We start from the raw sequence: 23,868 nt of genomic DNA, 5'->3' as shown, positions 1-23,868 counted from the left end.
ATGCTCTCTTTGCTAGATCGGCCGCCAGACGCCCCGGAACGCTCCGACGCGACATCTCGGATTCCCGGAGGGCGCTGACGCGTCAGGTTCATATCGACCGGATATTTCTCATGAGCGATTTGGAGGCATCACCATGATTTCCAGGATTCAGGCGTTCCCGACCACCGACGGCATCTTCGTGGTCTGGGAAGTCTCGGCAATGATCCCGAACTGCCTCGGCTTTGCGCTCTATCGTCAACAGCAGGGCAAGAGCGCGACCGTCGTCGACACCTGGGTGGGGTTCGAGGATCAGGTGCAAGGCCACAAGGCGGGAGATCATCGGCCGAGCACCGAGTGGCCGGTGCAGAAAACGAACTGGACCGATTTCCTGGCACCGGCCGATGCACCGGTCCGCTACGGCGTGGTCCCGGTTCTGACGGACGGCACCACCAAGGTGAAGCCCGCGGCCAGTGCGCCATCGACGTGGAGCGACTATGTCTCCGCCACGCCGTCGGGCCTGCTGAAGCCATGGTTCAACCGCGGCACGATCTCGGCACAATGGCTGTCGCGCGCGATCGGCACCACGCCCAAGGCCTCCCAGACGCTCGACAAGGCGATCTCCACCAAGGGCAACAAGATCCGCGACTTCCTCAAGGGCCAGCTCGGCACCCGCCTGCTAGCGCTGCTCGCCGATGCCAGGACGAGCAAGCATGACGTCTATGTCGCGCTTTACGAGCTCAACGATCCCGAATTGATCGCCGCGCTGACTGCGCTGAAGGGCAAGGCGCACGTCGTGCTCGGCAACAGCACCGGCAAGTCCGACGCCACGGCAAAGGACACCGAGAAGAACGCCGGCGTGCTCAAGAAGGCGGGCGTCGACATCGTCCGCCGCAAGATCGCGCCGAGCCGCTACGCCCACAACAAGTTCGCGGTGTTCTGCGACGGCGCGCAGACGCCGAAGGTGGTCTGGACCGGCAGCACCAACTGGACCCGGACCGGTCTCTGCACCCAGAACAACAATGGGCTGGAGATCACCGACGACAAGATCGCGGCGGCCTATCACGATCATTGGAAGGCGATTTACGCCGACGGCAGCAAGTCGCCGAAGGCGCTGGCCGTGGCCGGCGATCACGAATGGCCATTCACCATCGGCAAGTCGAATATCAGCGTCTGGTTCACACCGACCACGAAGCGCGGCGATCTCAAGGAAGCCACCAAGATGATCGAGGACGCCGAGCATGGCGCGGTGTGCCTGATGCTCAATCCCGGCAACAAGGGCCTGCTCGGCCCGATCCTGGAGAAGGCGCAGGACAAGAACCTTTATGTGCGCGGGGTGCTCAACAATTTCCCGGCGCAGGGCAAGGACAGTCCGAAGGATCAGCTGCAACTGCTCGCCGGCGACGGCCAGCTGCAGGTCTTCAAGGGCAAACAGATTGCCGACGTGATCCGGCCCGCCGGCATCGACAAGACCGCCGACTGGTGGCAGCACGAGATCAAGAACACCGGAAAATTCATGATCGCCGTGCACAGCAAGGTGATCGTGCTGGATCCGGCGGGCAAGAACCCGGTCGTCATGACCGGCTCGCACAATTTCTCCGACCGCGCCAGCACCAAGAACGACGACAACCTCGTCATCATCAGAGGCGATTCGCAGCTGGCGCTGACCTACGCCGCGCGCATCGTCAGCATCTACGGCCAGTATCGCTGGCAGGCCTGGCGCAACACGCCGGAGGGCCAGAAGGACAAGGGCCTGAAGCGCAGCGACACCTGGCTGAGCAGCCGCATCGGCAAGGGCTGGGCGCAAATCGAAACGCGGTTCTGGCTCGGCACGACCTGACCGCCTGTTATCCTCCCGGCCACCGTCGAGACATGAAATCAGGGGCAGCGTTGCCGCCGCCCCATTTCCCTCTCCGTCAAACCTACGCCGCGCGGCCGACCGAAGCGTCGAGATGCTTCAGCCGCGGCAGCACCTCCTGCTTGAGGAGCCGCAGCGAATTGTGCCAAGCCTCGGGCTTGTGCTTGTAATCGAAGCCAAACACCAACAGCACACCGAAGCCGCCGACCTCCTGATAGATCTTCTCGATCTTCTCGGTGACGGTCGCGGGCGAGCCGACGATCCAGTTGTTGCGGGCGCAATACTCGACCGTGACATCGCTGTCCGGTACGTCGGGCGACGCTTTCAAATAATCCTTGAAACCGAAGTGACCGAGCAGCGGCAGGAAATACTCGCCCATCATCCGGCCCATCATGTCGCCGGTCGAGAGCTTCCACGCCTCCTCGTCGGTGTCGGCGACGAAGACCTCGCGCACCATCCGCCAATCCTTTCGGCTCGGCTTGCGGCCGGTCTTGGCCGCGCCGGCCTCCACCGAGTCCCAGTGGCTGCCGACATAGGCGGGGTTGAGATTCAGACTCATCGGGATGAAACCGCGCTCGCCGGCGAGCTTCAACGTGTCCGAGTTCTTCGACAGCCCGGCGACGCCGATCGGCGGATGCGGTCCCTGCAACGGCTTGATGTGCGGCTTGAGGAAGTCGAACATCGTGTCCGGCTTCGACACCGTCCAATACTTGCCCTTGTGCGTCCACGGGCCCGGCTCGGTCCACATCTTCAGGATGATCTCGAGCGCCTCGCGGGTCATGTCGCGGTTCTGGCCCGACATGCCGTCGACATTGAACATCGCCCAGTCGCTCGGCAGGCCCGAGGCGGCGACACCGAAATTGAGCCGCCCGTTCGAGAGATGGTCGAGCATCGCGACGCGGTTCGCGAGTTCAGCGGGGTGATGATACGGCAGCAGGAAGCCGCCGGGCCCGATGCGGATGTTCTTGGTCTGCAGCAGCGCCTGCGCCACCAACAGATCGGGCGACGGGTGCGGCTCCCAGGGCGCGGTGTGATGTTCGCCGATCCAGGCTTCCTGATAGCCGAGTTCATCCAGCCACCGCAGCGTCTGCAGGTCCCAGTCGTGGCCCTCCTTCAATCCGCACTCCGGCGGATGCGACGGCATCGCGAAGTATCCGAGTTCCATGGGCTTCCTCTCTTTGTTCGATGCGTGTCTTCCGCACGCGCTCCGAGAATACCTGCCCTGGCTGCGGCAGAACAATGGCTTTGTCGCTTGTAGCCCGGCCGGGAATTACACGTAAGGCGTCCCCTTCATCATGGCCGCGATGCCCGAAAAGCTGCGCTCCATGATCTGCAGGAAGGCCTCGCGTGTCGAGGCCGCCGATCGGCGGGCCTTGTGCTCCCGAAGCCCTTCGGCGTAGGCGACGGTCAGCGCCGTGACCACCATCGAGGCGGCGAGCCGGGCATCGGCATCGGCGAGCGGGCGCTTGATGGCTCTCGCCAGCACCGTCGCGAGTTCATCGATCATCTCGTCACGCATCTCGCGTGCGCGCGCCGAGAGCGCCGGGCTTTCAGCGACAGTGCGCCAGAATTTCGCCGTTCCATCGGTGAATTTCGCGAAGGGATGTGCGCGATCCGCCAGGCTTTGCACCAGCTTGTGCAGGGTCGTGATCGGCGCTTCGCCGGATGGCCGCCCGGCAAAGGCGGTCCGCAGCATCTGGCGGCTTTCCTCTTCACGGTCGAAGAAAAGATCTTCCTTGCGCGGAAAGTAATTGAACACCGTCATCCGGGAGACCTCGGCGGCCTCGGCAATTTCGGCCACCGACACATTATCGAAGCCGCGCTCCAGGAACAGCTCGGTGGCGACATCCGAGATCGCCTGGCGCGTTGCCTCCTTCTTCCGCTCCCGCAATCCGCTCCGATTTGACATGCCGTAATTTGTACCATACAAAATATTATACTAAGTACAAATATAATGGTGACGACGTGACGCGTGCACGAACGGATGTGGTTGTGGTTGGCGCCGGACCGACCGGGCTGCTGCTGGCGATCGAATTGACCCTGGGCGGCGCCGACGTGGTCGTGATCGAGCGGCTGACGGAGCCCGACCAGACCATCAAGGCCGGCGCGATCGGCGCACTCGCAGGCGAGGCGCTGGAGCGCCGCGGCCTCACTGAGGCGATGAATGCGGTCGAACGCAGCATGGCGGACAGCATGTCCAGGCTCATGAAGAGCGCGGACGGCCACAGCGAACTGCCATTCAAGAAATTCGGCGGTCACTTCTCAGGCATTTTCCTGATCGACCAGACGCGTCAGCGCGAGCCGGACCGGCGGTTGCGCGGCGTAAACCAGCAAGCCCTGGAGAAAATGCTCGGCGGGCGCGCCCACGCACTCGAGATCAGGCGCGGCTGCGAGCTGGTCGATTTCGAGGATCACGGAGACGGCGTCGTGGCGCGGACTAAGGACGCGTCCGGCGATGTCGAGCTGCGCTGCGCATATCTTGTCGGCTGCGACGGCGGACGAAGCGCCGTGCGCAAACGCGCGGGCTTCGAATTTCCCGGCACGGAGCCGACCCTCACCGGGCACCAGGCCATCGTTGACCTCGATTATCCCGATCGGCTTCTCCCGGTCGGCTGGCGGCGAACGTCCGTCGGCATGATGGCCTATGGACCGATTCCCGGCCGGGTGTTCCTCGCCGAGTTCGACGGACCGCCGGCCGATCGCAGCGCGCCCGTGACGCGCAAGGAGATCGAGACCACTCTGCGCCGGATCAGCGGCGCCGACGTTCGTGTCACCGCCGTCAAGACCGCCACCCGCTTCACCGACAATGCGCGACAGGCCACGAGCTATCGCAGCGGTCGTGTGCTGCTGGTGGGCGACGCAGCGCATGTGCACTCGCCGTTCGGCGGGCAAGGCCTCAATCTCGGCCTGCTCGATGCGGTCAATCTCGGCTGGAAGCTTGCGGCGGTCGTGTGCGATCGCATGCCGGACAGCCTGCTCGACAGCTACACGGAAGAGCGGCATCCGATCGCAGCAGGGGTGCTCGCCAACACCCGCGCCCAGGTTGCGTTGATGCGGCCTGACGTCATGACGGACGCCTTGCGCGACATCGTCGCGGACTTGATGAGCCTCGACGAGGGCACCCGCTATTTCGGCGAAATGATCAGCGGCATCAGGATCCGTTACGATCTCGGCAGCGATCATCCATTGGTCGGCCGGCTCTCCGGCAATGTCGCGCTCGGCGACGACGGCGCGGCAACAACCCTGTTCGATCAGATGGAGGACGGCAGGGCCGTGCTGATCGATGCAACGGGCGGAGCTGCGTCAGCGATCGCAGCTCGCTGGGACATCTTGGTCCGATGCGTGCCGCGGCATGATGGCCCTTCGCTGCTGATCCGTCCGGATGCCTGCATCGCCTGGGCAGCCGACGACGCCGACATCACGGGCCTCGACGCCACACTGACGCGCTGGTTCGGGCCCGCCACGCATTGACCTTGCAAGCGATGCAGAGTGTCAGCGCGCCCCGAAGGTGGTCTTGCCGAACAGCGCCTTCTGCGTCGACGGCTGCGAGCGCCAATATTGCGGCGGCGCGCTCACCTCGCCGCCAAGCTCGGCGGCGGCGTGCCAGCCCCAGCGCGGGTCGTAGAGCATGCCGCGGGCGAGCGCGACCATGTCGGCCTTACCTGACGAGACGATCTCTTCCGCCTGCTTCGCTTCCGTGATCAGGCCGACCGCCATCGTGGCGACGCCGGTCGCCTCCTTCACCGCTTGTGCCGCCGGTACCTGGTAGCCCGGCCCGAGCGGAATCTTCTGCAGCGGCGACACGCCGCCGGAGGAGACGTCCATCCAGTCGACGCCGCGCTTCTTCAGCTCCTTCGCAAATTCAACGGTCTGCGCGAGGTCCCAGGCACCCTCGACCCAGTCGGTCGCCGACACCCGCATGCCGATCGGCTTGTGATCCGGGAATACGGCACGCACTGCGTCGAACACTTCCAGCGGGAAGCGCATGCGGTTTTCGAGCGAGCCGCCATACCGGTCGGTCCGCTTGTTGGCGATCGGCGACAGGAACTGGTGCAGCAGATAACCGTGCGCACCATGCAGCTCGAGCGCATCAATGCCGAGCCGGTCGGCACGCTTGGCGGCCGCGACAAAGGCCTCGCGAATGCGCTTCAGGCCGGCATCATCAAGCGCCAGCGGCGGCGCCTCACCGTCCTTATGCGGGACAGCCGACGGCCCGACCGTCTGCCAGCCGCCTTCGGCAATCGGGATCAGCTGCCCGCCCTCCCACGGACGCTGGCTCGAAGCCTTGCGTCCGGCATGGGCGAGTTGCATGGCGACTGCCGCCTTCGAGTGCTTGCGCACTGAGGCCAGGATCGGCTTCAGCGCCCCTTCGTTGGCATCGCTGTAGAGGCCGAGGCAGCCCGGCGTGATCCGCCCGATATCCTCGACATGGGTGGCCTCGATGCAGAACATCGCCGCGCCCGACAGCGCCAGCATGTTGATGTGGGTGAAGTGCCAGTCTGTGGCGGAGCCTTCGACGGCCGAATACTGGCACATCGGCGAGACCATGATGCGATTGGAGAGTTTGAGGCCGCGCAGCTCGATCGGGGAAAACAGGGTGCTCATAAGGGGAATGTCCGGGATCCGGGAAAGGGCACAACTAAAATAGGGGTCGCGGCCGCGATCACCAACTGCCCGGCGCGCCGAACTGGCCCGGGCGCAGATCAGCAATGCGATAGCGCCGACCCCTGGGCGCGACGCCTCATTCCACCAGCGTGAACTGCAGCAGCAGGTTGCGCTGGATCAGGGAGAAATTGTCGTCGGAGATCATGGTGAGCACGGTCTCGCCCTCCGCCGTGACATGGGCATCGATGCCTTCCATGTTGTCGATCTCGTTACCGAGATCGGCATTGAAGATCGCAGGGCCATCGACCACGGCACCGGGCGCGATGTCGGACAGCGCGAGGCGGCGGATGCGGATGCCGACGCCGCCGATCCAGGAGAATTTCCGCTCCAGGATCAACAGGTCGCCGGACGGCAGCAGAACCGCGTCGCTGATGTCGAAATTCCCGGTCCGGCGGACGCTGAACTGGCCCGGCGTCCTGCCGCCGACCAGGAAGGCGATCAGATTCCCGCTCGCATCGAGCCCGCGTTCCGAGAACGCGATCAGCGTGCCGGCAAGCCCTTGGCCCTTGGGCGTGATCTTGGGCGTGATCTTGGGCATGACCTTGGGCACGAAGACGAGCGCCTCCAGCCCCCTGTTGTTGGGGAGCTTGCGCGCCGCCGGGGGCAGCGGCACCACCTCGCCGCGCGAGCGGGTGAAGCCCTTGGCGAAATCGTAGCGCAACACCTGGTTGACCCGCTCGAGCCCGACATAAGCGAACGAGCCGTCGAGCGCGAGCGATTCCGAATCATACCAGCCGCGGGTCGCAGTGATCGGCCTGCCGTCGGCGCCGAGCAGCGGCGCCGCCTCGACATCGTCGAGCCCTGCCATCTCCCGGCCGCGATAGACGATGCGGCCGGTGAACCAGCTGCCCTGGTCGCTGACCGCGATGAAGCGCTCGCCGTTGGGATCGAGCCGGAGCGCGGAAAGGCCGCCGAAGCCGGAGAACGACGAGGTCAGGATCAGGCCGCTGCGATATTCCAGCGAGCCGAACCGCACACGCGCACGATCGCGGATGTCGAACGAGGCCAACGGCCGTGCGTTGACCTCGATCGAAACCGGTTCGTTGACGCGGTAGGGGCTCGGCCTGGCGGCCGGTCTCGGCGTCGCCGGCGGCTGCGCGGCGCTCTGCGCCAGCGCGAGACGCGGCAGCGCGGCGGCCGACAACCCCGCCGCCACATCTCTCAGGAAATGGCGGCGGCTAAAATGTGAGCGCATGTCTCACGAGTGGAGGCGGCGACGGGTGCCCTGCGCGGGCGCCGAGCCGTGGGTCTCGCTGAACAGCTCGGCGAGCTTTTCGGTGATCGCGCCGCCAAGCTCCTCGGCATCCACGATAGTAACGGCGCGGCGATAGTAGCGCGTGACATCATGACCGATGCCGATCGCGATCAGCTCGACCGGCGAGCGGGTTTCGATCTCGTCGATGATGTGGCGCAGATGCCGCTCGAGATAGTTGCCCGGATTGACCGACAGCGTGGAGTCGTCGACCGGCGCGCCGTCGGAGATCATCATCAGGATGCGGCGCTGCTCGGGACGCGCGAGCAGGCGCTTGTGCGCCCAGTCGAGCGCCTCGCCGTCGATGTTCTCCTTGAGCAGACCCTCGCGCATCATCAGGCCGAGATTCTTGCGCGCGCGACGCCACGGTGCGTCGGCCGATTTGTAGATGATGTGGCGCAGATCGTTGAGGCGGCCGGGATTGGCCGGCTTGCCGGCGGCAAGCCACGCTTCGCGCGACTGCCCGCCCTTCCAGGCGCGGGTGGTGAATCCCAGGATCTCGACCTTGACGCCGCAACGCTCCAGCGTGCGCGCCAGGATGTCGGCGCAGGTGGCGGCAACCGTGATCGGACGGCCGCGCATCGAACCGGAGTTATCCAGCAGCAGCGTCACCACGGTGTCGCGGAAGGTCGCCTCCTTCTCATGCATGAAGGACAGCGGATGATAGGGATCGGTGACGACGCGCGACAGCCGCGCCGGATCGAGGATGCCCTCTTCGAGATCGAACTCCCAGGCGCGGTTCTGCTGCGCCATCAGCCGGCGCTGCAGGCGGTTGGCGAGCCGCGCCACGATGCCCTGCAGATGCGCGAGCTGCTTGTCGAGATAGGAGCGCAGCCGCTCCAGTTCGTCATGATCGCAGAGATCTTCGGCCGCGATCACCTCGTCGAACTTCGGCGCGAAGGCGTGATATTCCGGACCGCGCGGCTCGTTCTGGCCGCGTGAATTCGGCCGCGTCGCCTCGCCCGGCGTCTCGTCGTCGCCGAGTTCGCCGTCGTCGAACGTGTCTGACGTGGAGGCCTGTGCGCTCTCCATCGCGCTTTCGCTCATCTCTTCCGCGGTGGTTTGGGCCTGGTCGGCGCTCATCTCCTGTGCGGCGTCGGAATCGGGCGAACCCTCGGCACCGGACTGATCGCTCTCGCCGTCCTGGTTCTCGTCCTGATCGTCGTCGTCGTCGGAATCCATGTTGCGGTCGTCGCCGAGATCGAGCGCCGACAGCAGATCATGGACGAGGTCGCCGAACCTCGCCTGGTCCTCGGTGAAACGGCTGAGCTGGTCGAGCCGCGAGCCGATCTTGTCCTCCAGCGTCGGACGCCAGAGATCGACCATCTTCCTTGCGGCCGCGGGCGGGGCCATGCCGGTGAGACGTTCGCGCACGAGCATGGCCAGCGCATCCGACAGCGGTGCATCGGCGCGGTCGGTGATCTCGTCATACTTGCCGCGGTGGAAATGATCGTCGAGCATCGCGGTGAGGTTCTTCGCAACGCCCGCCATCCGCCGCGAGCCGATCGCCTCGACGCGCGCCTGTTCGACCGCCTCGAACACGCCGCGTGCCTGCGGATTGCCCGGCATCAGCTTGCGATGCACCTTGGGATCGTGACAGGCGATCTTGAGCGCGATCGAATCGGCATGGCCGCGCACGATCGCCGCGTCGCGCTTGGTCATCTTGCGCGCCGGCTCCGGCAGCCGCGCCTTGCCGGGCGCGAGCCCGGGACGCTCGGCCGCGAAGCTGATCTCGAGCTCCGGCTTCTTGGCGATAGCCTTCAGGCACGCCGATACCGAGCGCTTGAACGGCTCGGTCGGCGCTTCCTTTGACCCGGGACGGAATTTGATGTTGGAGGCTGTCATAGCGATTTCGTAAACCAATGGCGCGTTACGCCGCCGGGATACCCCTCAATCGAACCGAACTCTTTATATCCGTTGACGCGGTAGAAGCCCGGCGCCTGGAAGCTCATCGTATCCAGATAGGATCGCGTCGCTCCGAAGCGCCGCGCCTCGTCTTCGATCGCCTTGATCAGCTTGGCGCCAAAGCCCTTGTTGCGAAACTTCTGCTCCATCCAGAACAACTGGATGAACAACACCGCGGTCCAGACCTCGCCGACGATGCCGCCGACAATCTGGTCGCCTTGCCGCAGCGAGATGGCGAAGCGCTTGTACTTCTGCTTCCCCATCTTCTCGTTGTTGTAGCGGAGCAATCCGCCGAGCACCGCCTTCTTCGTCTGTGTGACTGTGCGCTCGACGGAGATTTTCGGCATGGGCTAGCTGAGCGCCACGTTGACCGAGGATTCCGGCAGCTCGACGTTGAAACAGCGTTGGTAGAACTCGGCGACCAGCGGCCGCTCCAGTTCGTCACACTTGTTGAGGAAGGTGACGCGGAACGCGAAGCCGATGTCGCTGAAAATGTCGGCGTTCTCCGCCCAGGTGATCACCGTGCGCGGGCTCATCACCGTCGACAGGTCGCCATTGGCGAACGCGTTGCGGGTCAGATCGGCAAGCCGCACCATCTTGTTGACGATGTCGCGGCCTTCCTGGGTGCGGTAGTGATGCGCCTTCGCCAGCACGATCTCCACTTCCTCATCATGGGCGAGGTAGTTCAGCGTGGTGACGATCGACCAGCGGTCCATCTGGCCCTGGTTGATCTGCTGGGTGCCGTGATAGAGGCCCGAGGTGTCGCCGAGGCCGACCGTGTTGGCGGTCGAGAACAAGCGGAACGCCGGATGCGGCTTGATCACCTTGTTCTGGTCGAGCAGCGTCAGGCGGCCGGAGACCTCCAGCACACGCTGGATCACGAACATCACGTCCGGGCGGCCGGCGTCGTATTCGTCGAACACCAGCGCGATATTGTGCTGCAGCGCCCAGGGCAGGATTCCGTCGCGGAATTCGGTGACCTGCTTGCCCTCCTTGACCACGATGGCGTCCTTGCCGACGAGATCGATACGGCTGATGTGGCTGTCGAGGTTGACGCGCACGCAAGGCCAGTTGAGGCGGGCCGCAACCTGCTCGATGTGGGTCGACTTGCCGGTGCCGTGATAGCCGGTGACCATTACGCGACGGTTCTTGGCGAAGCCGGCGAGGATCGCGAGCGTGGTGGCGCGGTCGAAGCGGTAGTCGCTATCGACCTCCGGAACGTGCGGATCGACTTCGGAATAGGCAGGGACTTCCAGATCGCTATCGATCCCGAAGACCTGGCGAACCGACACCTTCATGTCGGGCAAGCCGACGGGTTCCTGCGCTTTGGTCTGGACGGCGGTCGTCATTCATCCTCCGAGGTCCCGGGCATTCCCGAAACCAGATTTAGGTCATTTGGCTGCGGATGGGGTGCTGCGCGCAAGCCTAGCAGAGAGCAACGGCTGGCAGAAGTCCGCGGGCAAATCAAAGTTCCATTGTTCTATCATGAAGATAGGAGTGAAACTCGGTTTTTGGAAGGCTGCCCTGCAAATCTCGCCGTACTTTCGCCGCAGCGCCACGGCGGCCTGCCCGACCGGGCACTTTTCAGCCCGGCGGAGAGTTGTTAGCTCTTAAATCCATATCACCGCCGCATGGGAATTTTGTGACTTCATTCCTTGACCCTTTGATCGCGTTCGTTTCGGCCCATGCCTGGCTCGCCTATCTGACGCTGTTTCTGGCCGCCTTGCTGGAGGCGGTGCCGGTGGCCGGCTCCCTGGTGCCGGGCTCGACCATCATCCTGGCGCTGAGCGCGCTGGTGCCAGGCGGCGAATTGAAGCTGTGGCCGGTGCTGGCCGCCGCGGCCATCGGCGCGACGTTGGGCGACGGCACGGCCTATCTGATCGGCTACCGCAGCCAGCGCGAGATCCTGTCGGCATGGCCGCTCTCCAACTATCCGCGCGTGGTCGCGCAGAGCGAGGCCTTCTTCAATCGCTGGGGCGTGCTCGCGGTGTTCTTCGCCCGCTTCGTACCGCCGATTCGCGCCTTCGTGCCGATCACGGCCGGCGCGCTCGATATGCCACCGGCCCGCTTCTATGCGGTCAACATCCCCGCCATCCTGCTCTGGGCGCCGGCGCATGTGCTGCCCGGCGTGCTCGCCGTCACCGCGCTGCATGACTATGCCGGCCTGCCGCATCACGAACATGTCGGGAAACATCTATGGATGTTTGCGGTCGCGGGCGCCGCCGTCATCCTGACGCTGGCGATCTGGACCATCCGCCGCCGGCATGGCGGCGGCCTGATCGAACCGGCCAAGCCGGCAAAGTAGCCCGATCTTTTGTGCGTATGATCTGTTCGGAAAACCGGTCCCCACTTTTCCGGCTCATGCGCTAGATGCTGTTGGCCGTACCGGCCCGCCCGGGTGACGGGCCGACATAACGCGCGCGCGGCCTGATCAGCTTGCCGAGCTGAAGCTGCTCGCTGGCATGCGCGACCCAGCCGACGCTGCGCGCCATCGCAAACAGCGCAAGCTCGCTGCCTGCGGGCATTCGCAGCGCATGGACCAGCACCGCCAGCGCGTAGTCGATATTCACGAATTCGCCGGTCGCCTCCGCGATTCTGTCAGGCACTTCCCTGGTGAATTTACGCGGTGCGCCGGCCCGCGTCAGGGCTTCGAGCAGCGAGATCGCGCGCGGATCGCCCTTCTTGTAGACGCCGTGCCCAAAGCCCGCGAAGCGCTCGCCGAGCGCGACGCGCTCGCGGACTACCGGCGCCACGTCATTGTCGATCATCGTCTTGACGAGGCGCGAGGCGAGCACGCCGGCGCCGCCATGCATCGGTCCCTTCAGCGCAACGAGACCCGCAATCACGGAGTCGTACAGATTGAGCCCGGTCGATGCCGCGCAGCGCGCGGTGAAGGTTGAAGCGTTCAATTCGTGATCGGCGAGCAGCACCAGCGCACGGCGAATCAGGTCGGGCGCGTGCTTGTTGTCTGGCGTCCAGACCCGCGCCACCTGATCATGCAACAGGTCCACCGACGGTGCCGCATTCAGCATGGTCGCAACCAGCAGCCGCAAGATGCGCCCGCCGACCATCGCACGGCCGTCGGGCGCGCGGGTGAAGGCGCCGGGATCGGCACTTGCCGCCAGCGCCAGCACCGCGACCGTGCGGTCGATCGGCTGGGCGCGGCGCGCAGCTTCCGCGATCGCGCGCATCTCGTCCGAGACATGCGGACAATTGTCCGCCGCGAACGGATCGACGCTGGTGACATCCCACAGCAGTGTCGCGGTGTGCTCCAGCGTGTCCCGCTCGGCAAGATCAACGCAATTCACGCCGCGATAGATCGGGCCCTGCTCGGTGATGGTCGCGATCGCCGAATCCATCACCGGCAGGTCGGCGTCGAAATTGCGAAACCCGCGCGGCTCCGGCGACGGCACGCGGCGCTCCTTCAACCCCCTGATGTCTTCGGCGCGGTAGCGATGGCTGCGCGAATCCGGCGACGGCTCGGAACGGATCAGCCCGCGGCTGACATAGGCGTAGAGGGTCGCCGGCGAGATCGCGAGCTCGGCGGCGGCCTCCCGGGCGGAGAGGTAAAGCTCGGCGGATTTTTTCATATTGATTTATATAATCAAGATTGATCAACTCGTCGAGAGGCCCGACCTTCAAGGTGTGAAGCAAGGAGATCGGGCCATGAACATGATTCTCACCAAGAGCCAGATCGGTCTGGACGGCGTTCCCGCAGCCGAGACCGTGTTGAGCCATGTCGACGGCGAGCGCGGCGAATTGATCATCGCCGGCGAGCACGTCGCCAACCTCGCAGGCAAGTCGAGCTTCGAGGGCGTCACGGCGCGGCTGTGGAACGGCGCCACCGGCAAGTCGCTGAGCGAAGCCAACGTCCGCGCCAGCCTCGGCGCCGCCCGCGAACGCGCCTTTGCGCGGCTGCCGGACCTGCTGCCGGCGACGCGCGGAATGTCGATCGTCGACGGCTTCCGGGCCGCGATCGCAGGCCTGCGCGGCGAGAACGGGCTGGAGCACGAGGCAACCATCGTCGGCGCCTTCCCGGTGATCGCGGGCGCCCTAGTCCAGCACGCCAAGGGACATGCCCCGATCGCGCCGGACCCGAACGCCAGCCACGCCGCCGACACGCTGCGGATGCTGCGGGGGCGCAAGGCCGAGCCGCGCGAGGTCACGGCCCTCGATGCCTATTTCGTCACCGTCTGCGACCACGGCATGAATGCATCGACCTTCACCACCCGGGTGATCGCGTCGACCCAGGCCGATCTGTTCGCGGCTGTCACCGGCGGCTATTGCGCGCTGACCGGCCCGCTGCATGGCGGCGCGCCGGAGCCGGTGCTGGAGATGCTGGACGCAATCGGCACCCGTGAGCGCATCAAGCCTTGGGTCGACGGCGCGCTGGCGCATGGCGAACGGCTGATGGGCTTTGGTCATCGCGTCTATCGCGTGCGTGACCCGCGCGCTGACGCGCTGAAGGTCGCCATCGAACGCCTCGAGGCCAGCGGCGCCGACCTGCCGTTTGCCGGCGAGGTCGAGGCCTATATCCGCGCAGCGCTGGGCAAGAAGAATCCGGACCGGCCGCTCGAGACCAATGTCGAGTTCTTCACCGCGATCCTGCTCGACGGGCTGGAAATCCCGCGGCAGGCATTCACGCCGATCTTTGCCACCGCCCGTGCCGCCGGCTGGACTGCGCACGCCCTGGAGCAGCGGCGCACCGGACGGCTGATCCGGCCGAGCTCGTCCTATGTCGGGGCGGTGCCGAAGGGTTGAGGCAGCACGAAGCATCCGACGGCGGAGTCACAAACTCCGCCGTCGCCCCTGCGAAAGCAGGGACCCGTACGCCGCGGCCCATCAATAGGGCCGTCGGACTGATATCCTATGCAGACAATAACGGCCGGTGGTTATGGGCCCCTGCGTTCGCAGGGGCGACGAAGGCGAGAGTTCAGGCCTCACGCACCACGGTCTTCAGATAATTGTACGCCTTGATGATCTCGATCAGGCGATCCTCGGTGGAGCGGTCGCCACCATTGGCGTCGGGATGGTGCTGCTTCACCAGCGCCTTGTACTTCGCCTTGACGTCTTCCAGCGTCGCCCCGGCGCCGAGCCCCATCACCAGCAGCGCCTTGCGCTCGGCATTCATGATCTTGCGCGTCTCCGGCTTGGGCTCTGCGCCACCCGGTCCGGGGCGCCAGCGGCCGCGGCCGTTCAGCTCGGAGAACACGTGAAATGGGTCGGAGGCGGCATCGAGACCGCTCTCCTTCTTGCCGTTGTTGGCGCCCATCTTCCAGGTCGGACGATGGCCGGTCAGCGCGTCCTTCTGGTAGCGAGCGACATCGTCAGGATTCATGCCCTGGAAGAAATTATAGGACTGGTTGTACTCGCGGACGTGATCGAGACAGAAGTGCCAATACTCGCGCGAATTCTCACGACCCTTCGGGGCGCGGTGCGCACCCTTGTTCTGGCAACCCGCCCACTCGCAGGTCACAGCCTGCTCACCGGCCTGCGCCTGGCGCTTCGCACCCACCTTGGTCGGCTTGATGCGAATGGAGTCGAAGAATTTTGATGAATCGATCGGCATGTTCTCTTTGACTACGCAATGCACAATTCTTCAAGTCTTGACATTGCGCAGACCTCGTTTCCCGCTTGTACCATTGACGAAAAGCTGTCGCGGACCTAACTCCGCCGCCATGAGCACCAAAGACACTATCATAAACAAGTTGCGTGAAGCTTTCTTGCCGGAAAGCCTCGACGTCGCCGATGAGTCACATCTGCATGAAGGCCACGCCGGCCACAGGCCAGGCGGCGAGACGCATTTCAGGGTATATATTGTGTCTCCGGCCTTCGAAGGGAAGAGCCGTATCGAACGCCATCGCATGATAAATGCGACGCTGGCGCAGGAACTTGCCGGCTCGGTGCATGCGCTGGCGCTCCATGCACACGCCCCCGGGGAAAAGCCGCGCTAGTTCGGGCTTGCCTCAAGACGCCGCGGCGGTTTTCCTTTATGAGGATAGGAGCTTCGGCGATGGACCTGCCCCATAGGTGAGCGGGTGAACGATGGATCGCAGCGCCGCGCATGATATGGGGCCATTGATGATCCCTTGCTGGCCACGCTTCCGGTCGACCGTAACCGCCGCCGGCCTGCTCCTGATCTGCGCGATGCGTCCGGCCTCGGCGCTGGATATGCCGAGCCCGTTCGTCCAGGAGGTGCTGATCAAGAGCATCCTGGTGTCGCTCAACGATGCGGTGGCCGCGAACAATTTCACCGTGTTCCACGCCAAGATCTCGAAGCCGTTCCGCGACCAGTTTCCACCCGACAAATTGCAGACGATCTTCAAGGATCTGGTCGACAAGCACGCCGTGTTCGACGCCGTGGTGGCCAAGCCGATCGTCCTCGATGAGGACGCCAGGATCGACGACAAGGGCGTGTTGCGTCTGAAGGGCCATTTCGACACCACGCCCAAGCAGGTGAAGTATCAGCTCGGCTTCATCCCCTCCGACGGCGCGTGGAAGCTGTCAGGCATCTCGATCGATATCGAGTAGCCCTGCCGCGTGATCCGTCATCCTGAGGAGGCCGCAACGCGGCCGTCTCGAAGGATGCACGGCCACCAGTCGGGCCGTCGTGCTTCGAGACGCGCGCTTTGCGCGCTCCTCAGCATGACGGTGATAGATCGGCACCACCGCCGAGCGCTAAAACGCGGTGCCGGCCCGCTTCGGCTTCTTCTCGTCGAGGTCGGCGGCCTCGCGCGGCACCGCGACGATGCGCAACGCAGTGATGCGGTTGCGCTCGCGGCGGAGGACGCGGAAGCGGAAGCCGTGGAAGGTGAAGCTCTGGCCGCGGTCCGGGATCGAGCGTGCCTCGTGAATCACGAGACCAGCGACCGTGGTCGCCTCCTCGTCCGGCAGGCGCCAGTCCATCGCGCGGTTGAGATCGCGGATCGGCACCGAGCCGTCGACCACGACCGAGCCGTCCGGCTGGGCACGCACACCGGCGACGACGACGTCGTGCTCGTCGGAGATGTCGCCGACGATCTCCTCCAGAATGTCCTCCAGCGTCACCATGCCCTCGACCTCGCCATACTCGTCGACCACCAGGGCGAAGTGGGTCTTGCGGCGGCGGAACGCCTTCAACTGGTCGGAGACCGGGCGCATCTCCGGCACGAACCAGGGCGGCAGCGCGATCGCGGAAGCATCGATCGCGGACATGTCGCCCTCATTGGCGCGCATCGCGCGCAGCAGATCCTTGGCGTGGAGCACGCCGACGATGTTCTCCGGCTTCTCGCGCCACAGCGGGATGCGGGTGTATTCGCTCGCCAGCACCTCGCGCACCAGCTCCTCGGGCGGCAGGTCGGCGTTGACCATGGTCATCTCGGTGCGATGGACCATCACGTCGGAGACCTGCAGCTCGCTGAGGTCCAGCAGGCCGCCGAGCATGTCGCGGTCCTGCTTCTCGACCTTGCCTTCGTGATGCAACAGATCGACCGCGCCGCGCAGACGCTCGGTCGGCGACAGCACCGCCTGATGCGCCCCGACCTTGATGCCGAGCAGCTTCATCAGCGCCAGCACGATGGTCTCGATGACGGTGAGCAGCGGCCCCAGCACGAAGATCGTCAGCCGCATCGGCCGCGCGACCAGAAGCGAGACGCGGTCGGGCGCGTTGATCGCGATGGTCTTGGGCAGCACCTCCGCGAACACCACGACCATCACGGTCATGACCGCGGTGGCGTAGAGCACACCGACATCGCCGAACCAGGCGGTGAACACGCCGGTCGCCAGCGCCGAGGCGCCGATATTGGCGATGTTGTTGCCCAGCAGCAACGCGCCGATCATCCGCTCGCGCATGTTGATCAGCTTGGAGACGACGCCGGCCTCGCTGTTGCCCTGCTTCGACAGCCGCAGCATGCTGGCGCGCGAGGCGCCGGTCAGCGCCGTCTCACTCGCCGCGAAGAACGCGGAGATGAAGAGGCAGAGCAGCACGATCGAGAAGGTGAACCATCCCACTGACGTGATCCGTGGCTTAAGCCTTCAGCTTGGCTTGCAGGAAGTCGCGCACCAGCTGCGGCTCGACATTGTTGGCGATCACGGCGCGGCCGACCGCCTCCAGCAGGATGAAGGTGAGCTTGCCGCGCTTGACCTTCTTGTCCTGCGCCATCAGCGCCAATAGCGCGTCGGCATCGGCCAGCCCTTCCTGCGTGAAGCCTGCGATATCCTGCAGGCGCGTCGGCAATCCTACCGCGGACAGATGACGCGCGATGCGCCCCGCATCGTCTGACGAAATCATGCCGAGTTGCGCCGAGAATTCAGCGGCAAGCACCATGCCGACCGAGACACCCTCGCCATGGAACAGGCGGTCGGAGAAGCCGGTCGCGGCTTCCAGCGCATGGCCAAAGGTGTGGCCGAGATTGAGCAGCGCGCGCTCGCCGGTCTCGCGCTCGTCGCGGGAGACGATGGCGGCCTTGGCGCGGCAGGAGGTTGCGATCGCGTGCTCACGCCCGGCGCCGCCTGCGACGATGTCGCCATGGTGCTTTTCGAGCCAGGCGAAGAAGGCTTCGTCACCCAGGATGCCGTATTTCGCGACCTCGGCGTAACCGGCGCGGAACTGGCGCGGCGACAGCGTATCGAGCACCGAGGTATCGGCGACGACAAGCACCGGTTGATGGAATGCGCCGATCAGGTTCTTGCCCTGCGGCGAGTTGATGCCGGTCTTGCCGCCGACGGAGGAATCGACCTGCGCGAGCAGCGAGGTCGGCAGCTGCACGAAATCAACGCCGCGGCGCAGGATCGCGGCCGCGAAGCCGGCGAGATCACCGACCACGCCACCGCCGAGCGCGATCACCAGATCGTTGCGCTCGATCTTCGCCGCAATCAGCGCTTCGCTGACCTGTGTCAGCGTGCCGTAGCTCTTCGAGCCCTCGCCCTCCTCGAGGACGATCCGCGACGTCGGCACGCCTGCGGCGGCCAGCGATGCCTCGGCCGGCTCCAGCCAGTGCTTGGCGACGGTGCGGTCAGTGACGATGGCGGTACGCACGCCGGGCCGCAGCGCCGCGATACGTTCGCCGAGCGATTGCAGCACGTCGCGGCCGATGACGATGTCATAGGCACGATCACCGAGCGCGACCTCGACGGTAACGGAGGCGGAATGTTTCACGGGCGCAGTCATGAGGTCGCGTTCAATCCATCAGGTGGTGACTCGCCGGCCGGACGCACACCGCACAGATGTGCATGCAGGGCCTCAAGGCATTCGTCGACGATGCGGTCGTGCGGCACGTCGCGCGAGGCAATTGTCAGATCGGCATTGCGGTAGACCGGCTCGCGCTCGCTCAGCAGCCGGTTCACGGTCGCCTCGGGGTCGGCGGTCTGCAGCAGCGGACGATCGGCGCGGCGGCGGACCCGGCGCATGATGATATCACTGTCGGCCTTGAGCCAGATCGAAATCGCGCGCTCGCGAATTCGGTTACGGGTCTCCTCGCGCATGAAGGCGCCGCCGCCGGTCGCCAGCACGATCGGGCCGCTGTCGAGGATGCGGGCGATCACCCGCGCCTCACCATCGCGAAAATACGTCTCGCCGTGGGTCTCGAAAATCTCCGGGATCGTCATGACCGCCGCCGCCTCGATCTCGGTGTCGGCATCGGTGAACGGCAGCTTGAGCCGCGCCGCCATCCGCCGGCCGATCGTCGATTTGCCGGCCCCCATCATGCCGACCAGCACGATCGACCGCGTCCCCAGCGCGGCCGCGATGTCGGCCTCCAGGGTCGGGTGGGTGGGCGCCGGTACGGCTGCGTCGGACATCAAAAAGCTCGGATACTGGGACGAATTGTTCAGAATTCGAGCCACCTATACTACCCCCGGCGACACCGTTACCAGCGACTCTTGCAACGGCGCGGGGAACATGTTGGATGATTTCATTGGTTAATTCGCCGCCCGAGTCGCCTCCATGCCCAGCCTGTTCCGCTTCCTGACGGTCGTCGCCGTGCTTTTCGGGATCGGCTACGGCATCGTCTTCGCACTGGCCAATTTCGTGCACCCGAAGCCGCGGGAAATGACCGTGACCATCCCGCCGGATAAGTTCCTCAAGAAATAGGCGCTATGATTCTGGCATGCCCGCTGCTGCCAAGAACCCCGCCAAGACGCCCGCCAAGACTCAGGCTAGGTCGTCCGACGCCAAACTGACCGCGTTGTTCCTTGACATGCTCGCCGCGGAACAGGGCGCCGGGGCCAACACGCTCGACGCCTACCGGCGCGACCTCACGGATTTCTCCGACTACCTCGCCCGCGCCGGCGCCGATTTCACCGGCGCCGACACCGAGACGCTGCGCGGCTACCTGGCCGACCTCGATACCAGAGGCTTCAAGTCGACGAGCGTGGCGCGGCGGCTGTCGGCGATGCGGCATCTCTACCGTTTCCTGCTCAACGAGCGGGTCCGCGGCGACGACCCGGCCGCGATCCTGTCCGGGCCGAAGCGCGGCCGCGGCCTGCCCAAGGTGCTATCGATTGCCGATGTCGACCGCATGCTGACCCGCGCCAAGGAGCTGACCCGGACCGACGTCTCGCCGGCGCAGCGGCTGCGCGCGCTGCGGCTGTACTGCCTGCTCGAGGTGCTCTACGCCACCGGCCTGCGCGTCTCCGAGCTGGTGTCGCTGCCGGTCTCCGCGGCGCGGCGAGATGCGCGGATGATCGTGGTGCGCGGCAAGGGCAACAAGGAGCGGCTGGTGCCGCTGAACGACGCCTCGCGTCAGGCGATGGCCGACTACCTCGCCGCGCTGGAGGTCATGCGGCCGAAGGCAAAGAAGGCCGCGCCCTCGAAATGGCTGTTTCCCTCCTCCGGCGAGAGTGGCCACCTGACCCGGCAGCATTTTGCACGCGACCTGAAGGAGCTCGCCGCGGCCTCCGGACTTGCGCCGCGCCTGGTCTCCCCGCACGTGCTGCGCCACGCCTTCGCCAGCCATTTGCTGCACAATGGCGCTGACCTGCGCATCGTGCAGACCCTGCTCGGCCACACCGACATCTCGACCACCCAGATCTACACCCACGTGGTCGAGGAGCGGCTGAAGAGCCTGGTCCGCGACCTGCATCCGCTGGCGGAGAAGTAAGTCCAGCGCTTCAGGACATCGATACCTTCATCTGATCCGCCTTGACTTCCGCGGCGTCTCCGCAGAAAGAGCGTGGCCTGCCTGCGATCCCGAAGCGTGCATTCCACGCGGATGCCCGTTAACCGATTGAAGTTACAAAGCTTCTCTTTCCACTGCTGAAACCGCTTCGCCCCTCGCATTGTTCCTCCCTATATTGAGTTGATGCCCGACCCGATGCGCAGCTATCTCGACTTCGAAAAACCCGTCGCCGAGCTTGAATCCAAGATCGACGAGTTGCGCGCGCTCGCCGCAAGCGGCAGCGACATCGGCGACGAGGTCGCGCGGATCGAGGACAAGGCGGCGCAGGCGCTCACCGAGCTCTATGCCAGTCTGACGCCGTGGCAGAAGACGCTGGTGGCGCGGCATCCGCAGCGGCCGCACTTCACCGATTTCATCACCGGCCTGATCACCGAGTTCACGCCGATGGCCGGCGACCGCAAATTCGCCGACGACGAGGCCCTGGTGGGCGGCTTCGGCCGCTTCCGCGGCGAGAGCATCTGCGTGGTCGGCCAGGAGAAGGGCGCCACCACCGAGAGCCGCATCAAGCACAATTTCGGCATGGCGCGCCCCGAAGGCTACCGCAAGGCGGTGCGCCTGATGGAGATGGCCGACCGCTTCGGCATCCCGGTGCTGTCGATCGTCGATTCCGCCGGCGCCTATCCCGGCATCGGCGCCGAGGAACGCGGCCAGGCCGAGGCGATCGCGCGCTCGACCGACGCCTGCCTGTCGCTCGGCGTGCCCAATGTCGCGATCGTCACCGGCGAAGGCATGTCGGGCGGCGCCATCGCCATCACCACGGCGAACCGCGTGCTGATGATGGAGCACGCGATCTACAGCGTGATCTCGCCCGAGGCCGCGTCCTCGATCCTGTGGCGCGACGGCACCAAGGCGCAGGAAGCCGCCAACAGCATGAAGATCACCGCGCAGGACATGCTGCGCTTCGGTGTGATCGACCAGATCCTGAAGGAGCCCTCCGGCGGCGCTCATCGCGACCCCGCCGCGATGATCACGACCATGGGCGACGCCATCGCCCAGGCGCTCAACGACCTACGAAATCTTGATCCGGACGCGATTCGCAAACAGCGGCGCCAGAAGTTCCTCGATATCGGCCGAAAGCTCGGCTGACCCGCCCAAACGGCCCGATTTTTCGTCCAAATCGAGCAGTTTTGCCGTAATTGAGCCCCGAGCCGGGTCTTTAACGTTCCTTGAACCATGCCTGCTACCGTGAGGGCTGTCAGCCCCGGTTCAGGTTGCGAGCAGGGGTCGTCGAAGGCTAATATTTTACACAATGGCTTCAGGGCATATTCGCCGTGTTGGGGTCGCGAAAATCGCCCGGTGGGTGTGGAGCTCGGACTTGACTCATCGCACGCTCGTACGCGCGCTTCTGACTTCCGCGGTGCTCGCCGTGGGCGCATTGCTCGCCGGCTGTGACAGCGACCAGATCTCGCTCGCCAACAACGCCAAGGCCAATCAGCCGGTCCCGCCAAAACTCGTCGCTGCCATGGCCGAGAAGGACATGGATATGCAGTCGCCGATCCTGGTGCGGCTGTTCAAGCAGGAAGCCGAGCTCGAGGTCTGGAAGCAGACCCGCTCCGGCCAGTTCGCGTTGCTCAAGACCTATCCGATCTGCCGCTGGTCGGGCGATCTCGGTCCGAAAGTCCGCGAGGGCGACCGCCAGGCGCCCGAAGGATTCTATTCGATCAACCCGAGCCAGATGAATCCGCAATCGGCCTACTACCTCTCGTTCAACACCGGTTATCCGAACGCGTTCGACAAGGCACTCGGCCGCACCGGCTCGCAGCTGATGGTGCATGGCGACTGTTCTTCGCGCGGTTGTTACGCGATGACCGACGAGCAGATCGCGGAGATTTATTCGCTCGGCCGCGAGTCCTTCTTCGGCGGCCAGAAGGCGTTCCAGTTTCAGGCCTATCCGTTCCGGATGACGCCGGTGAACATGGCCAAGCACCGCAACAATCCGAACATGCCTTTCTGGAAGATGATCAAGGAAGGCTATGATCATTTCGAGGTGACGAAGCAGGAGCCGAAGGTCGACTTCTGCGAGAAGAAATACGTCTTCGATGCGGTCAGGGCGCCGAACGCAACGCGCGATCCGGTGTTCGATGCCTCCGCGAAGTGCCCGGCCTATGTGATTCCCGAGGAGATCGCGAGCGCCGTGCGCGAGAAGGAGCAGCGGGACGCCGCCGAGACCGCCAAGCTGGTGTCCAAGGGAACGCCGGTTGCGCGCCTCAACACCGGCATCGACGGCGGCATGAATGCGATCTTCGCCTCCAAGATTCCGGAAGGAAACACCGGTCTCTCCGAAGGCGGCGACAGCCAGGCGCTGCAGTCGATGTCGCTGGCGCGCGCGCCCGGCACGATCCCCGGCACGGTCAATCCGCCGAAGCCTAATCTCGCGGTCCAGCAGGAAGAGCCGGTCGTGGCGACGACGTCGTCGACCGCGTCATCGGCCAGCACCCGCGTTGCGTCGGCGAATGCGTCCGACAAGTCCGAAGGCTTCTTCTCCAGCTTTGCCCGCAAGGTCGGCATCGGCGGCACCGCCGACGCCAGCAAGACCACGCCAGCTCCGGTCGCTGCTGCACCTGCCAAGCCGAAGGTCGCCGAGGCCAAGCCGCAATCGGTGGTTCGCGTCGCACCGAAGGCGGAGCCGAAGCAGGCCGCCAAGCCTGCACCGAAGCCGCAGGTCACCAACACCGCCGCAGCCGCACCGGCCCCGACGACGTCAACCCAGCTCGCCGGCTCCGCGCCGGTGGTGCAGACGAACTCGTTCGACACCCGCTTCTCGGCAGTGAAGTAAGCGCGATCCGCGGCTCTCTCCATCGTCATTGCAATGACGAGGGTGGGTTTCTGATCCAACTGGCAAACAGCCAAGTTCCTCGGTGTCGTCACCCGCGAATGCGGGTGATCCAGTATTCGAGAGACGCCAGTGCGTGAGCCGAGAGGCCGCGGCGTCCTGGATGCCCCGCCTGCGCCGGGCATGACTGCGGATTCCGATTTATTCCGGCCGGGTATTCCGACTTGAAGCCGGCCACCGTTCCGATTTGAAGCCGGCCACGATTCCGAAATGAAACCGGCCG

Annotated in this window: 22 protein-coding genes; 10 read left to right on the top strand and 12 right to left on the bottom strand. The window is 65.1% G+C overall.

Translation table 11 applies throughout. From position 1 onward, the window contains the following. Positions 1 to 133 precede the first annotated feature (133 nt). Entirely contained in the window at positions 134 to 1,816 is a 1,683-nt protein-coding gene (locus tag ABIB78_RS09955; RefSeq protein ID WP_429024072.1) for a phospholipase D-like domain-containing protein, read from the top strand. 82 nt (positions 1,817 to 1,898) lie between these two features. Here the strand turns inward: ABIB78_RS09955 and ABIB78_RS09950 are convergent, their stop codons facing one another. Beyond that, positions 1,899 to 2,999: an LLM class flavin-dependent oxidoreductase gene (locus tag ABIB78_RS09950; RefSeq protein WP_429024071.1), complete on the bottom strand. Its 1,101-nt coding sequence runs from the start codon at positions 2,997 to 2,999 to the stop codon at positions 1,899 to 1,901. A 105-nt stretch (positions 3,000 to 3,104) separates the two neighbouring features. After that, a complete protein-coding gene (locus ABIB78_RS09945; protein ID WP_429024070.1) occupies positions 3,105 to 3,743 on the bottom strand; it encodes a TetR/AcrR family transcriptional regulator in 639 nt (212 codons plus the stop codon). Positions 3,744 to 3,799: 56 nt separating this feature from the next. On the opposite strand from ABIB78_RS09945, the gene ABIB78_RS09940 reads away from it, so the two are divergent. Next, a complete protein-coding gene (locus tag ABIB78_RS09940; RefSeq protein ID WP_429024069.1) occupies positions 3,800 to 5,305 on the top strand; it encodes an FAD-dependent monooxygenase in 1,506 nt (501 codons plus the stop codon). Between the two features lie 21 nt (positions 5,306 to 5,326). Here the strand turns inward: ABIB78_RS09940 and ABIB78_RS09935 are convergent, their stop codons facing one another. From ABIB78_RS09935 to cobS, 5 genes are all read right to left on the bottom strand, one after another. Next, positions 5,327 to 6,439, bottom strand: coding sequence for an NADH:flavin oxidoreductase/NADH oxidase (locus tag ABIB78_RS09935; RefSeq protein WP_429024068.1), 1,113 nt, complete (start codon positions 6,437 to 6,439; stop codon positions 5,327 to 5,329). 136 nt (positions 6,440 to 6,575) lie between these two features. Further along, on the bottom strand, positions 6,576 to 7,694 hold the full coding sequence (locus ABIB78_RS09930; protein WP_429024067.1) for an esterase-like activity of phytase family protein: 1,119 nt from the start codon (positions 7,692 to 7,694) through the stop codon (positions 6,576 to 6,578). Positions 7,695 to 7,697: 3 nt separating this feature from the next. Then, positions 7,698 to 9,596 (bottom strand): cobaltochelatase subunit CobT, encoded by a 1,899-nt coding sequence (gene cobT, locus ABIB78_RS09925; protein WP_429024066.1) that lies wholly within the window; start codon positions 9,594 to 9,596, stop codon positions 7,698 to 7,700. Continuing rightward, positions 9,593 to 10,003, bottom strand: coding sequence for a GNAT family N-acetyltransferase (locus ABIB78_RS09920; RefSeq protein WP_429024065.1), 411 nt, complete (start codon positions 10,001 to 10,003; stop codon positions 9,593 to 9,595). Before ABIB78_RS09920 ends, cobT begins: the two co-directional genes overlap by 4 nt. 3 nt (positions 10,004 to 10,006) lie before the next feature. After that, positions 10,007 to 11,005 (bottom strand): cobaltochelatase subunit CobS, encoded by a 999-nt coding sequence (cobS, locus tag ABIB78_RS09915; RefSeq protein ID WP_429024064.1) that lies wholly within the window; start codon positions 11,003 to 11,005, stop codon positions 10,007 to 10,009. Positions 11,006 to 11,298: 293 nt separating this feature from the next. Between cobS and ABIB78_RS09910 the strand changes: the two genes are divergently transcribed. Further along, positions 11,299 to 11,961, top strand: coding sequence for a DedA family protein (locus tag ABIB78_RS09910; RefSeq protein ID WP_429024063.1), 663 nt, complete (start codon positions 11,299 to 11,301; stop codon positions 11,959 to 11,961). A gap of 61 nt (positions 11,962 to 12,022) precedes the next feature. Here the strand turns inward: ABIB78_RS09910 and ABIB78_RS09905 are convergent, their stop codons facing one another. Further along, positions 12,023 to 13,246, bottom strand: a complete 1,224-nt coding sequence (locus ABIB78_RS09905) for a citrate/2-methylcitrate synthase (protein ID WP_429024062.1) — start codon at positions 13,244 to 13,246, stop codon at positions 12,023 to 12,025. Between the two features lie 76 nt (positions 13,247 to 13,322). On the opposite strand from ABIB78_RS09905, the gene ABIB78_RS09900 reads away from it, so the two are divergent. Continuing rightward, positions 13,323 to 14,417 carry a citrate synthase/methylcitrate synthase gene (locus tag ABIB78_RS09900; RefSeq protein ID WP_429024061.1) on the top strand — a complete coding sequence of 365 codons (1,095 nt, stop codon included), beginning with the start codon at positions 13,323 to 13,325 and terminating at the stop codon, positions 14,415 to 14,417. Between the two features lie 172 nt (positions 14,418 to 14,589). Here ABIB78_RS09900 and ABIB78_RS09895 read toward each other — a convergent pair whose 3' ends face one another. Beyond that, positions 14,590 to 15,225 carry a J domain-containing protein gene (locus ABIB78_RS09895; RefSeq protein ID WP_429024060.1) on the bottom strand — a complete coding sequence of 212 codons (636 nt, stop codon included), beginning with the start codon at positions 15,223 to 15,225 and terminating at the stop codon, positions 14,590 to 14,592. Between the two features lie 109 nt (positions 15,226 to 15,334). Between ABIB78_RS09895 and ABIB78_RS09890 the strand changes: the two genes are divergently transcribed. Beyond that, positions 15,335 to 15,610: a BolA family protein gene (locus ABIB78_RS09890; RefSeq protein ID WP_429024059.1), complete on the top strand. Its 276-nt coding sequence runs from the start codon at positions 15,335 to 15,337 to the stop codon at positions 15,608 to 15,610. A 127-nt stretch (positions 15,611 to 15,737) separates the two neighbouring features. Continuing rightward, positions 15,738 to 16,187, top strand: a complete 450-nt coding sequence (locus tag ABIB78_RS09885; RefSeq protein ID WP_429024058.1) for a hypothetical protein — start codon at positions 15,738 to 15,740, stop codon at positions 16,185 to 16,187. Positions 16,188 to 16,334: 147 nt separating this feature from the next. On the opposite strand, the gene ABIB78_RS09880 is transcribed toward ABIB78_RS09885, so the two are convergent. The 3 genes from ABIB78_RS09880 to ABIB78_RS09870 are packed head-to-tail and all read right to left on the bottom strand — an operon-like array spanning position 16,335 to position 19,433. Then, positions 16,335 to 17,645 carry an HlyC/CorC family transporter gene (locus tag ABIB78_RS09880; RefSeq protein ID WP_429024057.1) on the bottom strand — a complete coding sequence of 437 codons (1,311 nt, stop codon included), beginning with the start codon at positions 17,643 to 17,645 and terminating at the stop codon, positions 16,335 to 16,337. Between the two features lie 16 nt (positions 17,646 to 17,661). Then, positions 17,662 to 18,804: a 3-dehydroquinate synthase gene (gene aroB / locus ABIB78_RS09875; protein WP_429024056.1), complete on the bottom strand. Its 1,143-nt coding sequence runs from the start codon at positions 18,802 to 18,804 to the stop codon at positions 17,662 to 17,664. Next, positions 18,801 to 19,433: a shikimate kinase gene (locus tag ABIB78_RS09870; RefSeq protein ID WP_429024055.1), complete on the bottom strand. Its 633-nt coding sequence runs from the start codon at positions 19,431 to 19,433 to the stop codon at positions 18,801 to 18,803. The genes aroB and ABIB78_RS09870 overlap by 4 nt, the downstream gene beginning before the upstream one ends. 145 nt (positions 19,434 to 19,578) lie before the next feature. On the opposite strand from ABIB78_RS09870, the gene ABIB78_RS09865 reads away from it, so the two are divergent. The 4 genes from ABIB78_RS09865 (at position 19,579) to ABIB78_RS09850 (ending at position 23,588) form a co-directional block, all read left to right on the top strand. Continuing rightward, complete coding sequence (locus ABIB78_RS09865; RefSeq protein WP_429024054.1) at positions 19,579 to 19,725, top strand: histidine kinase; 147 nt, start codon at positions 19,579 to 19,581, stop codon at positions 19,723 to 19,725. Between the two features lie 16 nt (positions 19,726 to 19,741). Then, positions 19,742 to 20,734: a site-specific tyrosine recombinase XerD gene (gene xerD / locus ABIB78_RS09860; protein WP_429024053.1), complete on the top strand. Its 993-nt coding sequence runs from the start codon at positions 19,742 to 19,744 to the stop codon at positions 20,732 to 20,734. Between the two features lie 201 nt (positions 20,735 to 20,935). Further along, entirely contained in the window at positions 20,936 to 21,898 is a 963-nt protein-coding gene (locus ABIB78_RS09855; RefSeq protein WP_429024052.1) for an acetyl-CoA carboxylase carboxyltransferase subunit alpha, read from the top strand. Positions 21,899 to 22,127: 229 nt separating this feature from the next. Then, positions 22,128 to 23,588, top strand: coding sequence for a L,D-transpeptidase family protein (locus ABIB78_RS09850; RefSeq protein ID WP_429024051.1), 1,461 nt, complete (start codon positions 22,128 to 22,130; stop codon positions 23,586 to 23,588). Positions 23,589 to 23,868: the final 280 nt, after the last annotated feature.

Source organism: Bradyrhizobium sp. I1.14.4 (assembly GCF_050435825.1).
Taxonomy (GTDB): Bacteria; Pseudomonadota; Alphaproteobacteria; order Rhizobiales; family Xanthobacteraceae; genus Bradyrhizobium.
This window is presented reverse-complemented; position numbering and strand designations above follow the sequence as displayed.

Bases quoted from the DNA above. Each gene is read 5' to 3' on its own strand.
- ABIB78_RS09955 (WP_429024072.1), top strand. From the start codon at position 134: ATGATTTCCAGGATTCAGGCGTTCCCGACCACCGACGGCATCTTCGTG.
- ABIB78_RS09950 (WP_429024071.1), bottom strand. From the start codon at position 2,999: ATGGAACTCGGATACTTCGCGATGCCGTCGCATCCGCCGGAGTGCGGA.
- ABIB78_RS09945 (WP_429024070.1), bottom strand. From the start codon at position 3,743: ATGTCAAATCGGAGCGGATTGCGGGAGCGGAAGAAGGAGGCAACGCGC.
- ABIB78_RS09935 (WP_429024068.1), bottom strand. From the start codon at position 6,439: ATGAGCACCCTGTTTTCCCCGATCGAGCTGCGCGGCCTCAAACTCTCC.
- ABIB78_RS09930 (WP_429024067.1), bottom strand. From the start codon at position 7,694: ATGCGCTCACATTTTAGCCGCCGCCATTTCCTGAGAGATGTGGCGGCG.
- cobT (WP_429024066.1), bottom strand. From the start codon at position 9,596: ATGACAGCCTCCAACATCAAATTCCGTCCCGGGTCAAAGGAAGCGCCG.
- ABIB78_RS09920 (WP_429024065.1), bottom strand. From the start codon at position 10,003: ATGCCGAAAATCTCCGTCGAGCGCACAGTCACACAGACGAAGAAGGCG.
- cobS (WP_429024064.1), bottom strand. From the start codon at position 11,005: ATGACGACCGCCGTCCAGACCAAAGCGCAGGAACCCGTCGGCTTGCCC.
- ABIB78_RS09905 (WP_429024062.1), bottom strand. From the start codon at position 13,246: ATGAAAAAATCCGCCGAGCTTTACCTCTCCGCCCGGGAGGCCGCCGCC.
- ABIB78_RS09900 (WP_429024061.1), top strand. From the start codon at position 13,323: ATGAACATGATTCTCACCAAGAGCCAGATCGGTCTGGACGGCGTTCCC.
- ABIB78_RS09895 (WP_429024060.1), bottom strand. From the start codon at position 15,225: ATGCCGATCGATTCATCAAAATTCTTCGACTCCATTCGCATCAAGCCG.
- ABIB78_RS09890 (WP_429024059.1), top strand. From the start codon at position 15,335: ATGAGCACCAAAGACACTATCATAAACAAGTTGCGTGAAGCTTTCTTG.
- ABIB78_RS09885 (WP_429024058.1), top strand. From the start codon at position 15,738: ATGATCCCTTGCTGGCCACGCTTCCGGTCGACCGTAACCGCCGCCGGC.
- aroB (WP_429024056.1), bottom strand. From the start codon at position 18,804: ATGACTGCGCCCGTGAAACATTCCGCCTCCGTTACCGTCGAGGTCGCG.
- ABIB78_RS09870 (WP_429024055.1), bottom strand. From the start codon at position 19,433: ATGTCCGACGCAGCCGTACCGGCGCCCACCCACCCGACCCTGGAGGCC.
- ABIB78_RS09865 (WP_429024054.1), top strand. From the start codon at position 19,579: ATGCCCAGCCTGTTCCGCTTCCTGACGGTCGTCGCCGTGCTTTTCGGG.
- xerD (WP_429024053.1), top strand. From the start codon at position 19,742: ATGCCCGCTGCTGCCAAGAACCCCGCCAAGACGCCCGCCAAGACTCAG.
- ABIB78_RS09855 (WP_429024052.1), top strand. From the start codon at position 20,936: ATGCCCGACCCGATGCGCAGCTATCTCGACTTCGAAAAACCCGTCGCC.